This is a genomic window from Cellulophaga lytica DSM 7489, from assembly GCF_000190595.1.
GTDB lineage: Bacteria > Bacteroidota > Bacteroidia > Flavobacteriales > Flavobacteriaceae > Cellulophaga > Cellulophaga lytica.
This window is the reverse complement of the sequence record NC_015167.1, coordinates 3584726-3597764: the sequence shown is the minus strand read 5'-3', so window position 1 is coordinate 3597764 and position 13039 is coordinate 3584726. Positions and strand designations below refer to the sequence as shown.

At 30.1% G+C, this 13039-nt stretch carries 8 protein-coding genes and 1 tRNA gene; 3 read left to right on the top strand and 6 right to left on the bottom strand.

Annotation, left to right across the window (positions count from 1 at the left end; translation table 11 throughout):
- Positions 1-3 precede the first annotated feature (3 nt).
- Together CELLY_RS15770 and CELLY_RS15765 are read right to left on the bottom strand one after the other, a co-directional pair.
- Entirely contained in the window at positions 4-2058 is a 2055-nt protein-coding gene (locus tag CELLY_RS15770) for a tetratricopeptide repeat-containing sensor histidine kinase (RefSeq protein WP_013622703.1), read from the bottom strand.
- 135 nt (positions 2059-2193) lie between these two features.
- Positions 2194-4260, bottom strand: a complete 2067-nt coding sequence (locus tag CELLY_RS15765) for a tetratricopeptide repeat-containing sensor histidine kinase (protein WP_013622702.1) — start codon at positions 4258-4260, stop codon at positions 2194-2196.
- A 275-nt stretch (positions 4261-4535) separates the two neighbouring features.
- Here CELLY_RS15765 and CELLY_RS15760 point away from each other — a divergent pair.
- Positions 4536-4611: transfer RNA gene (locus CELLY_RS15760), tRNA-His, on the top strand.
- Between the two features lie 118 nt (positions 4612-4729).
- On the opposite strand, the gene CELLY_RS15755 is transcribed toward CELLY_RS15760, so the two are convergent.
- Complete coding sequence (locus CELLY_RS15755) at positions 4730-6292, bottom strand: M28 family peptidase (protein WP_013622701.1); 1563 nt, start codon at positions 6290-6292, stop codon at positions 4730-4732.
- 656 nt (positions 6293-6948) lie between these two features.
- Here CELLY_RS15755 and CELLY_RS15750 point away from each other — a divergent pair.
- Positions 6949-8886, top strand: coding sequence for a CASTOR/POLLUX-related putative ion channel (locus CELLY_RS15750; protein WP_013622700.1), 1938 nt, complete (start codon positions 6949-6951; stop codon positions 8884-8886).
- Between the two features lie 76 nt (positions 8887-8962).
- Here the strand turns inward: CELLY_RS15750 and CELLY_RS15745 are convergent, their stop codons facing one another.
- The gene (locus tag CELLY_RS15745) at positions 8963-10102 is read right to left on the bottom strand and encodes a sodium:calcium antiporter (protein WP_013622699.1); all 1140 of its coding nucleotides are present in this window, start codon (positions 10100-10102) and stop codon (positions 8963-8965) included.
- 149 nt (positions 10103-10251) lie between these two features.
- Here CELLY_RS15745 and CELLY_RS15740 point away from each other — a divergent pair, with 149 nt between their 5' ends.
- A complete protein-coding gene (locus CELLY_RS15740) occupies positions 10252-11136 on the top strand; it encodes a sterol desaturase family protein (protein WP_013622698.1) in 885 nt (294 codons plus the stop codon).
- Here the strand turns inward: CELLY_RS15740 and CELLY_RS15735 are convergent.
- The gene (locus CELLY_RS15735) at positions 11133-12086 is read right to left on the bottom strand and encodes an aldo/keto reductase (protein ID WP_013622697.1); all 954 of its coding nucleotides are present in this window, start codon (positions 12084-12086) and stop codon (positions 11133-11135) included. The two genes, CELLY_RS15740 and CELLY_RS15735, sit on opposite strands and share 4 nt — an antisense overlap.
- 13 nt (positions 12087-12099) lie before the next feature.
- The gene (locus CELLY_RS15730) at positions 12100-13038 is read right to left on the bottom strand and encodes an L-histidine N(alpha)-methyltransferase (RefSeq protein ID WP_013622696.1); all 939 of its coding nucleotides are present in this window, start codon (positions 13036-13038) and stop codon (positions 12100-12102) included.
- Position 13039 lies beyond the last annotated feature (1 nt).

The window sequence follows — 13039 nt, the reverse complement described above, 5'->3', positions numbered from 1 at the left end:
GAGTTAAATCTCTTTTTTTGGTAGTTCAAAATAAAAAGTACTACCTTCTCCCAAGGTACTTTCTACCCAGATAGTACCTTGGTTGTTTGTAATCATTTCTTTGCATAAAGGAAGTCCTAAACCGGTTCCTTTTTCATTGTTTGTACCATAAGATACAGCAATGGCATTATCATTAGAGAACAATTCTTCAATTAATTCTGGTTTTATACCTATACCAGAGTCCTGTATACTAATAATCCAACTATTTGTAGTTTCTTTTGCGTTAATTATAATATTACCACCTGTTTTGGTAAACTTTATTGCATTACTAAGCAAGTTACGCACCACAACGCTCATCTGGTTTTTATCTGCCCAAATAATGGCATTTTCTGGTATTGTATTGGTTATTTTTATATTTTTATTTTCTGCTAGTTCTGCAAGTAAATTAATATTGTTATGTGCTAAGTTGTACATTTTTGCATTGCTTGGCGTGGTAGAGCCTCCGTTCATTTGTGTTCTACTCCATGAAAGTAGGTTTGTTAGTGTAAAAAATAATGCATCTACATCACTCTTCAATTTGGGTATAAACCGCATAAAGTCTTCAGCTTCTACATCTTTAGCAACAAACATATCTAACAGGCTTTGTAATGCTGCAATTGGATTTCTTAAATCGTGTCCAATAATAGAGAAGAGTTTATCCTTAGTCTTGTTTATATTTTCTAGTTCATTTTCTCTCTTTTTTAAAACCTTAGTTTGCTCTATTAATTGGTTATACAGTTTTTTTCTAGTATTAGCCTGAATTTTTATAAGTAATAAAATAAAGCTTAATACTACCAAGGCAGCAATTGCTATATAAAGATAGTTCTGGTGCTTATCTATCTCTTTTTTAGCATCAGCTTCTGTATCTCTTTTTTGTCTTTCGTATTCAGTTCTTGTTTTAAAAGCGCCTAAACTGTTGCTATTTTCTCTTCTTAAGATAGAGTCAGATGTTTTTTTAAACATCTCTAAGCTCTCTAAAGCTAAATCAGTATCATTATTTTGTTTGTGTATTAGGTATAGAGTTTCGTACGCTTCTTCAAGTTCTTCAAGTAAGTTAAACCTAGATCCAATTTCTATAGCTTTATTAACAGATTCTTCAGCCTTGTCTGTTTGTTTTAAACCTAAATAAGCTTTGGCTTTTGCATTTTCTAAAGACACTACAGTTCGGTCATCTGTTAAGTCATTTAAAATATTTTCACTAATATCTAGCCATTTTAAAGCAAATTTGGGTTGATTTTGCTGTATTAAAATTCTTGCTTTGTTAATGTAGCAGTAGGATAGCCATTCTTTATCATTATGTTTTTCAAAAGTAGCTATGCTATTGTCTATGTATTTTGTAGCTAAATCTAATTGATTGGTTCTAATATATATATCAGACATATTAGCATGTGTTTCTGCTATATATATTGGGTTTCCAATTTCTTTATTCAACTTGTCAACCTCTTTGTAAAGAGCTATACTTTGTTTGTAATCTTTTTGAGTTGCATATAAGCTTGCAGTGTTGTCTTTTATAAAGGAAAGTAGTACTTTGTTGTTATTGGCCAATGCTATGTCAGAACCTTCTAAGTATGCTTTTAGCGCATCACTATTTTTACCTATGTAAGCGTTTTCAGATCCTATTTGGTTTAAAATATTTATTTGTCCTCTAATGTAGTCTCCTTCTCTTGCAAGTTTTAAAGCTTCCTTTAATTGCTGTAGTGCTAATTCTGAGTTTCCTTGATAAGAATTGTAATATGCTAAATGAGCTATTGCATCTGCTTTTCCTTTTTTATAATTTATGGTATTACTTAGTTTGTAAACCCTTTCAGAAATAGATTTTAAGCTATCAATATTATCATAAGTGTAGTGGCTTGATAAAGATGTGAGTAAATCTATATAGTGTTTTTTGTCTTCCTTTGATTTTATGTTTTTTGAAGCCTTTTCAACTAAATCTGTAATACTGTCAATTTTAGTCTGCGAATTACCAGTTATCACTAAAAAAGATACAAGAGTAAACAGAAGAATTTTTTTGTGTAAATAATTATGTAAACCTGCGTTCATATTCTGGTAAAAAATGGGTAAAAATGCCTAGCAATATATTGATAACGAATGAGTTTAACAAGTATTTTAATCTAAAAATACAATTTGTATATTATTTGCAGAGCTAGATTATGAATACTAAAATAAATCATCAAATTATAGGGTGTATTGATAATTGTCTTCTCCTTTAGGAACGGTAAAATAAAAAATAGTTCCTTTTCCTAATTTACTTTTTGCCCATAAATTTCCACCATTATTTTCTACCATTTCTTTACTTAAAGAAATTCCTAAACCAGTACCTTTTTCATTATCAGTACCAAAAGTAGTGTGACTTTGATTTGAAGCAAATACTTTGCTTAAATCCTCTTCACTCATACCAATACCTGTATCTTTAATAGTAACTTCAATAAATTGGTATTTTTCTTGGGCGTCTATTGTTATTTTGCCTCCTTTTGGTGTAAACTTAAGCGCATTACTAATTATGTTTCTAATAACAATATCTATTTGGTTGGGGTCAGAAAAAATTATAGTATTTTCTGGGATTTCATTAATTAATGTAATGTTTTTCTTTTTAGCGGTTTCTGCTAATAAATTTATATTGTTTTCTGCTAGTGTATTTAATTCTGCTAGGGTTGTATTGGTAGTAGCACCATTCATTTGTGTTTGCCCCCAAGATAATAGGTTATTTAGGGTAAAGGAAATATGGTCTACGTCTTTAATTAATTTAGGTACAAAATCTCTAAATTCAGTTATGGCTAAGTCACCAGATTTCATCATTTTTAATACATCTAACAAGGCGCCAATTGGTCCTCTTAGGTCATGTGCAATTATAGAAAATAACTTGTCTTTGGTTTCATTAATTTCTTGTAATTCTTCCTCTCTATTTTCTAAAACAACCTGTTTTAACTGTAACTCTGTGTTAAGCTTTTTATGCGCTTTTCTACTTCTAGACATCATAAATGTAATAATAGCCCATATTATTAAAATAGATGAACCTATGTATATAGCACTCCTTAGTTTAGCGTTTTCTAACTTGTCTACTACTTCTTTAGTTTCTTTTTGTTTATCTCTTTCTATTTTTGTCTGTAGCATTAACAAGCTGCGCTTGTTTTCGTTTCTGGATAATGAGTCGGTTACTTTTTCATATAATTCGTGAAAGAAAAGTGATTTTTCAAAATCTTTTTTATGTTTATTTATTTTGTATAAAATATCTGCAGCACTTTCTAAGTTTTTTATAGAATTAAGTTCTTTAGAATTGTTATAAGCTGTAAGTGCATATAATTCTGCTGTATCTGTATTGTTGTTGCCAAAATGGGCATACGCCAATCCGCTCAATAAGGTTAATTTATCTCTGTTGTTTTTAATTTGGTCATATAAATGAAAACTCTGATCATACCAACGAATGGCCCATTCATATTTCTTTTGCTTTAAATAGATATCTCCTTTAACTCTGTATGATTTGGCTATCCATCTTATGTTATTATATTCTTCAAAAATGCTTATACTTTTATTAATATTAAACATTGCGTTATTAATGTTTCCTATTTCACTTTGTAGATAGGCATAGTTACATAATGTTTTTGCAGAATTAAAATCGTTTTTTAAAGTTAAATTAAGTTTTAAAGACTTTTCTAAAAATAGTAAGGCTTGGTCATAATCTTTTTGGGCAGAGTAGAGGTTAGCAATGTTCTCATTCATAACAGAAAGCATTCTGTTGTTGTTGCTTTTTTCTGCCAGTTCTACACCTTCTAAATAGATGGCTAAAGAATTTGCATAATCTCCAAAGTAATAATAAGACTGTGCAAAATTATTCATAATAGATAGCTGTAAATGGCTATCATTTATTTTTTTACTTTCTTCTAATGCTTGGTTGTATAATTTATTAGCCTTTTTACTATTTCCGGCATCAGAGTAATAATTTGCGGTGTGTAGCAAGGCATTGCTTATTCCGTAGCTATATTCTAACTGTTCACTAAGTTTTAAAGCCTCATTAGCTAAACTTAATAAACTGTCTGAATTGTAAAAACGTAACCTTTTGGCTCTATTATTTAGAGTGTTTACATATATAGTGTCTTTAGGCACTATATCATTACTAACTTTGGGAGTTTTGCCCTCGCTAGCATTTATTGTACAGCTAAAAAGTAGTATACACGTAAAAACTAACTTAAAAAACAGCTTTTTGTTAGTTAAAAAATACACTTTGTTTTTAATTTCTGAAGGCATTAATTTTTTTAATATTCTTATGGTATAACTTAAACGTGAATTTATAAGTAAGCTTATGCTTTGACTAATTTATGTTGTGAAATGTCATTTTTTGTGTGTTTGAACTGTTTTTTTTAACCTATCATCGACTTTAAAAAAATAAAGCACAGGGGTAAAATTACGATAAATATTGATAATTAGCACATTACAATCTATTTTTTAAATTAGTGAAAATATGATGCAAAATTGTTTGATAGATAAAATAAAAAAAATTATCTTTGCATCCGCTTACAAATGGTGGATGTAGCTCAGCTGGTTAGAGTATCGGTTTGTGGTACCGAGGGTCGCCGGTTCGAACCCGGTCTTCCACCCAAAAGCAAAGCCTTATCAATTTTGATGAGGCTTTTTTGTTTTAAAAACTTAATTTTAATCTATAAAAAAACCTCTGCTAAATAAGCAGAGGTTTTTATTTGTGTTTAAGTTGTTTGCCTTATTCTGTAGCTTTGTCTACAACTAATCTGTTTGCTCTGTTTGCAATTTCCCATGCTGTATAAAAAACCAATCTAGTTCTGTTTTCTAACAAGTCATAGTTAATTTTATCTGGCGTATCAGACGGTTGGTGGTAATCGTCATGAGTACCATTAAAATAAAAAATAATTGGAATATTATTTTTTGCAAAGTTGTAGTGGTCACTTCTGTAGTAAAAACGGTTAGGGTCGTTCTCATCATTATAAGTATAGTCTAAAACAACGTTTGTGTATTTTTTGTTTACTTCTTCAGATAAGTTATGTAATTCAGTACTTAATTTATCAGAACCAATAAGGTAAATGTAGTTTCTGTCTCCTTCACGCTTAGGATCTATTCTACCAACCATATCAATATTAAGGTTGGCAACAGTGTTTTCTAAAGGAAAAATTGGGTCTACATCTGTATAGTGTTGAGATCCTAGTAAACCTTTTTCTTCACCAGTTACATGTAAAAATACAACAGAACGTTTAGGGCCATTACCATCTAATTCTGCTTTTTTAAATGCTTCAGCAATTTCTAATAAAGCAACAGTTCCAGAACCATCATCATCAGCACCATTATTAATTTGTCCGTCTGCAGATACACCAATATGGTCTAAATGAGAAGATATTACAAGGTATTCATTTGGTTTTTCAGAACCTTTAATGTAAGCTACAACATTCTCAGACTTAACATCTTTGTTTCCACTTTTTAAATCTACATTTAAAGTAGTGCTAACAACCTTAGGAGTGTTGTCTGTAGCAATGTTTGCAACAATAGCATTTGCTAAAGAACTATTAACTAAAATAGTGGCAAATTTGTTAGGTGTAGCTGGTTTAGGAGAAATTCTTTCTCTACCACTTTTTTGCATTTGAGCAAAATATTGTTGGTATCTTGGGTAGTTGCTTTCATCATAAAAAATAATACCTGTGGCACCTTTTTCTTTAGCAACTTCTACACGTTTTGCTAAAGCTTCAGAAGCATTACTCCATAAAGATTTTTTTGTAGAGCCAGATACTACATATGTACCGTCTTCATTTTTAGGCTCACCAACTTTAGCTACAACAATTTTATCTGCAACGTCTAAGTTTTTGTAATCAGAGTAGTTTTCTTCATCTATACCGTAACCAACATATACAACATTAGTGTAGTCGCCAGTAGCAGCACTTGTAGCAACATAATCCTCTCCTAATTTATATTCTTTACCGTTAACGCTAAGTGAACCTGTAGGAAGCTTAGAAATTTCTAAGGGAACATCCTGAAAATAGTTACCATCTGCTTTTGCAGGTTTAATACCTAAGCCTACGTATTCTTTTTTTATGTACTCTATAGCTTTCTTTTGTCCTGGTTTACCTGTTTCACGTCCTTCAAACTCGTCAGATGCATACGTGTATAAGTGAGCTTTTAATTCGGCTTCAGTAATAGTTTTACCATAAGTTTCTGGATTGGCCTCTACAGCTTTTTCCGTTTTCTTTTCTCCTGTAGTTTTCTGAGTAGAATTACAGCTTATAGCCAGAGCTAAGGCTATAAATGCTAGTTTTTTCATATTTGGATTTTTAATTGTTCTTGTAATCTGAAAAGTACTAAAAAAAGAGGATATAACTATACAGATATTATTGTTTGTTAAAAAAGCAGTTTTAGCGCTTAATAATTATAAATTAAATTTAAATTATATTCTTTTTTAAGAGTATTTTCATATTTACTATTAAAGTTGTGTGAATTAAATAATGTGTAAAATCTTGATTAATTGCTGTTTTAGGTTAGATTTTGATACTTCATTTCTTTTATTAACATAAACACTATGTTTTATTCATCAATAATTCTTCTTTTTAACTTTTGTATTAACATTTAGTTAAGAAATTTACCTTTAGTGCAATATCTTTTTAATAAATCTGTTATTTTAACTTAAATAGTAATTTGATTTACAGAAGTTTATACAAACATTTTACTCTTACAATCAGTCTTAAAATCTAGTCTTTAAGATGTAATGCTTTGATATGTAAGCACTTAGTGTTAGTGTAGGTTTTTGTAGTTTTAAAAAGCTACAAACGTAAACTTTAACTTGTTAATATTTAATGATAATAGGTTGTTGTTTTAGATGAAGAGGATTATGAGGTTTTTACAGCAAAAAGAATAAAAAGTTAATAGCTGAGAAAAAAAAATACATCAAAATTTTAAAACTAAACAAACCAACCTTTATTTATGAAAAACTCTTTTTCTGAACGCTTAAATTATAAAGCAGAACGTTTTTTAAGCAAAGGAGGCTCATCAATATTTAAGAGTCTTTTAATTATTTTTATTATTGTATTTATATTTCTTGTTGGACTGCGTTTATTGCTCATAAATCTTTTTCCAAGTTTAGATTATACTGGAAATGTTTTTAGAGATATTTGGGTTACTTTTTTAGAAATGACAGACCCTGGAAATATGAACCAGGATAATGAAGCGCCTACATTTTTAAAAGTACTAACGGTTTTGTCTGGTTTAACAGGTGTTATTTTACTGTCTATGCTAATTGGTTTTATTACTACGGCTTTAGATACTATGTTGTATGATTTTAGAAAAGGTAGAGGTAAAGTTATAGAAAACAACCACACTATTATTTTAGGATGGAATGAGCGTGTTGTAGATGTAATTAGAGAGTTAATTTTAGCAAATGAGAGCGAGTCTAAAGCTTCTGTAGTTATTTTATCTAATACAGATAAGGAAGAAATGGATAATTTAATTACCAAACGTTTGCCAGATATGATGACAACAGAGGTAATTACTACACAAGGAGATTATGCCAATATTAATGAGCTTAAGCGTATAAATTTAGAGTCTGCCAGGTCTATAATTATACTTGCTAGTTGTTCTGAAAGTGCTACGTTAAGTAAAAAGAAAGCTAGTGATGTACAATCTGTTAAATCTATTTTGGCAATAACTGCTTGCCAAAATGGTAAAAATGAACTGCCAATTATTGCAGAGATTTTTACAAAAGAAAAAAGAGATATTATAAGCTTTTTTGAAGACGATAATATTATTGCTATTGATAGCTGGAATATTATGGGTAAACTTTTAATACAAACTTCTTTAACCAGTGGTTTAGACTCTGTTTATAAAGAAATTTTGTCTTTTGATGGTTGTGAAATATATTTTTATGAAGATGAATGGAATAATGTTCCTTTTGGTGAGTTAAGTTATTATTTAAAAGATGGTATTCCGCTTGGTATTTATACCCAAGAGGAAGGTTTGGTGTTAAGGCCACCGTTAAATACCGTACTTGCTAATGGAGATTCTGTGGTAATTTTAGCAGAAGATGATTCTACTATTTCTTTTGAAGGAAAACAACATTTTTTTCCTAATAGAGATAAAAAAATTATAGATGTTCGTTTAGAACAAAAGAAAAAAAGAATTTTAATTTTAGGATGGCATAAAGTAGCCGAAGTTTTTATAGAAGAGGCTACAGATTATTTGTTAGAAGGTTCTGATTTTGATATTTTATTTGATAATCCTACAGATGAGTTAACAGAAGTTGTAACAGAAATAAAAGGTTTGTATCCAGATTTTAATATCAATTTACACAACTCTAACCCTTTAGATCTACATAAGCTTGAAGAAATTAAACCTGCCAGTTATGATACCGTTGTAATATTGTCTCAGAGTATGGAGGAGCAATCTGCAGATAAAATTGATTCTGATACTTTAATTATTTTGCTTTTACTACGTAAACTAGTAGAAACCGCAGATGGTTTACATATTATAACGCAAGTTTTAAACTCAGAAAATCAAGAAATTATTACGCAAACTAATGTAGATGATTTTATAATTAGTAATAAGCTAATTACAATGATTTTAGCGCAGTTAAGTGAAGAAGCTCTAATGAAAACTTTTTATGACGATATTTTTTCTGAAGACGGAAGTGAAATTTATGTAAAACCAGCAACACTTTATTTTGATACTTTTCCGCAGAAAATAAGTTTTGCTGATGCTATTTTTTGCGCACAACAAAGAGATGAAATTTGTTTAGGAATACGAAAAGGTAACTTAAGTAAGAGTTTAAATGATAATTTTGGTATCACTTTAAATTTATCTAAAAACGCAGAAATAGAATTGTTAGAAAATGATTTTTTAATTGTTTTGTCTGAAGACGAATTGTAATACTTAATTTTGTTTTGTAACAAAAGAAAGGTGCTTATTATATTGTAATAAGCACCTTTCTTTGTAATATACTTTATTATAATAATGCTGTAAACCAATGAGATATTTGTGATAATCCATTAGAAACTTCACTAATTAATGGTATGTCATAACTTAATCCTTTACCAACAGAGTACACTACAAATAATACATAAAGTAGTAGTAATAGTTTTGCGTGTATGCCTTTTATTCCTTTTTTAGAAAAAATAAATATAAAAAATACTATAATAGTTAAAATAAGGAGTAACACGCGTAACTGACCAATGTTTTCAATAGTATCTGCACTCATTTCTATTGGTCCGTATATTAACGTAAATAAAAACAACGGAAAACCTAGCGCAAAGCAAACATCAAAAATATTACTGCCTAGCGCATTTGCAACAGCATCATCATAATTTCCTTTCATAGCGTCTTTGTAAGATATAATAGTATCTGGCACACTTGTAGCTGCAGATGCTAAAACAACAGATACAAAATAAATAGGCATACCAGTAGCGGCACCAAACTCTTGGCAAGCTTCTACCAACCAAAAACAAGCTAAACCAATAAATAAAACAGATATTAGTAATAGTAATATGGCTTTTAGTTGGTTAATTTTAGAATTTCCAAGAACCACTGTGGCTAAATCTCCTTTAAATAAAGCAACTGCTCTGTTGCCGCCATCGGCTTCTTCTTCGTAATCGTTTTCTACTTCGCCTGGCCCTTGACTGAGCAGCATATAGCCAACATAAACAAAATAAAGCGCCATTAAAATTAAGCCATGAATCCAATTTAAAGATGTACCGCTTATTACAAAAATTAAGGCAAGTTCTGCTAAAATTAAAGAAATACCGTCTCTATATATTACTTTTTTAGAAACCTCAATTTTAGAGGTTATTTTTTTTCCTATAACAACTAATATTACTACTGCAGGTATAATCATGGCATTAAAAACAGCACTACCAGCTGTTGTACCTATTCCTCCAGAAAAGCCATCTTTATCTTTTAATACAAATAAAAAAAATAGTGTTGTAAACAATTCTGGCAAACTACTTCCTATGGCGTTTATAGTGGCACCTTTAATGCCTTCCTTCATATTTCTGCCTAAGTAATTAGAAGCCATTTCAAAACCATCACAGGCTCTCCAAATTATTATACAAGTAATTAAAATTAATCCAAGTGAAGTTAAGATTGCCATAAATAGTTTTTGGTTTTGGGTAAATTTAAATAAATAAAAGGTAAAATGTTAAAAAATGTTTTTAGCAGACGTTAAATGCAGTTAATATGTAACTAATGTTGCATTCTGTTTGTTAGAAAATGCAGATATTTACGACTCTTATTTTTGTTATGAATAATTATTTAGAAGCTTTTACAAATGCGTTTTCAGGATCATTAAGTTGGACATGGAAATCTATTGTTTTTGATGTGCCTTGGTATACCAATTACTTTTGGGGTTTACTACTTATATCTTTACTTGTTTGGGGATTAGAAATTATGTTTCCTTGGCGAAAAAACCAATCAATATTTAGAAAAGATTTTTGGTTAGATTTTTTTTATATGTTTTTTAACTTCTTTGTTTTTTCAATAATAATAAGTGGTTTTTATAAAATTTTAGAGTTGTTTTTTGGTTCTTTTGGTATTACGGTAAAAAGCTTGGCTGTTGTAGATATATCTAAGTGGAGTATGGGCTTGCAACTTTTGGTATTTTTTATTGTTTTAGACTTTGTACAGTGGTTTACACACGTATTGTTGCATAAGTTGCCAGTATTGTGGAATTTTCACAAAGTACACCATAGTGTAAAAGAAATGGGTTTTGCAGCTCACTTGCGTTACCATTGGATGGAAAACGTATTGTATAAACCATTAAAAACCTTTGGAGTATTAATTTTAGGAGGTTTTGAACCTGAGCAAGCTTTTGTGGTTCACTTTTTTGCTATAACAATAGGGCACTTTAACCATTCTAATATTAAAATAACGTGGGGACCGTTAAAATATATATTTAATAATCCTGTAATGCATTTGTATCACCATGCATATACATTGCCAAAGGGGTCTTACGGGGTTAATTTTGGAATTAGTTTAAGTTTGTGGGATTATATTTTTAAAACAAATTATATTCCTGAAGATAGTGGTACTGTACGTTTAGGTTTTAAAGGAGATGAGCATTTTCCTAAAGGATTTGTAAAACAGAATTTATACGGTTTTACAAAAGATAAAAAACATACTTCTTAGTTCCATTCTAGAGAGCTACGTTCTTCCCAGTAATTATTAGGGTTAGTTTTTAGTTGTTTTAATTTTTCTAAATCGCTTTTACTTAAAACAATATCTAAAGCTTTGTAATTACTGTCTAATTGTACTGTGTTTGATGCACCACTTAGCAAATAGGTTGGCTCTAATGCATCAATAATAAAACGTAATGCAATTGCATCTACACTTACATTATGGTTGTTAGCTAGCGCTTCCAGCGTTTTATAATTTTTTTGATAGTTTTTAAAAGCATCACTCTTAAAAACTCTACCGTTAGCCAAAAACTCTTTTACAATTACTGTTTTGTTTTCTTTTAATAATTGCTTTAAAATAGGGTAGGTAGACTGCTCTAAAACGTTGTACGTTACTTGGAAACTTGTAAATAAATCTTCTCCGTTAACTTTTATGCCTAAAGCTTTTTCTATTACATTGCTTTGTTGTGTTCCGCTAGTAGATATACCAATAGTTAACCCTGTTTCTTTTTTTATAGTGTACAGCTCTTCTAAGACATTAGTGTTGTCTAAAATTCCACTTTCTAAGGTAGCCGAGTGTACTTGGTATATGCCTAATTCTGGTAATAAGTTTTTTGATGTTTGCCATTGCTCTTTTAGTTTAGCTAAAGAGTGCTCTTTAATTTCATGCTTGCCATTAAAACCTATTTCCCAATTGGCAACATAGGTATAACCCCATTTAGTGCCTAAAACAAGGTCTTTGTGTCCTCTTTGATTTTTCCAGTCTAGTAAAAATTGTTCTCCTTTACCGTATGATGGTGCAGTGTCAAAATACCGTATTCCTAACTCGTAGGCGTGGTCTAGCATAGTAAAGGCGTTTTCTTTAAATGCTGCAACAGACTTATTTACATTAGTTGTTCTAATGTTTATATAATCTGGTCTTCCTAATGCTGCTAGACCTAATCCAAGTTTTGTGTTTTTCAATTTTTATATACTTTTATTTAACCCATAGACTGTCAGTAAAGTAATGTTTGCAATCTAAAAAGTTGGTTGCAACAGTGTAGTTTGTTTTTAGTGCTAACTCTTCAATCTCAGTAAGATCATATTTTTTAGATAATTCTGTCCAAATAAGCTCATTCTGATTAAAACTGATTACTTTATCTAGTTTTTTTAAGTAAACTTGTTGCTTTTTTAAGCTTACTATATAGCTTTTAACTTCTCCGTTAGTAGGGTTGTAGTGGCAATAAAAGTCAAAATCATCAATTTTAAAATCTGCTTCTAGCTCTCCGTTAATTCGTAGCAAAAGGTTAAGGTTAAAACGTTTTGTTATTCCGTCTTTATCAAAATATGCATTGTGTATGGTAATAGGGTTCTTTTTTAGGTCTATACCAATTAGCAACTTATCTTTAGGTTTCATATTTTTATTAAAAAGCTGTAGTAGTTCTGTTGCTTCATCATAAGTATAATTACCTATGTTACTACCTAAAAACAGCAGTAAACTGGGTGTAGTGTCCTGTTTAAGCTCTTTAAGCATTTTAAAATAATCACCAATTTTTGGCTTAATAGATACATTTGGTAAGCGTTCTTTTATCTTATCTGTAAGCATATCTATAGCTTCTTTGCTAATGTCTATAGGAATGTAATGAAAAGCAATGTTGTTTTTCTCTAAATATTCTAATAGTTTAAAGGTTTTAAATCCGTCACCAGCACCAAATTCTATAATGTTAAACGGTACGTTAAATTGTAATGCATCTACAATTTGTTTGGCTTGAAGTGATAAAATCTCAAATTCACTATCTGTTAAATAATATGATTGCATATGCATAATTTCCTGAAAAATTCTGCTTCCAGCATCGTCATAAAAGTATTTGGAAGATAGGTGTTTTTTTGGCGCAGTAAGGCCATCTAATATATCTTTGTCAAAGGTATAATCCATA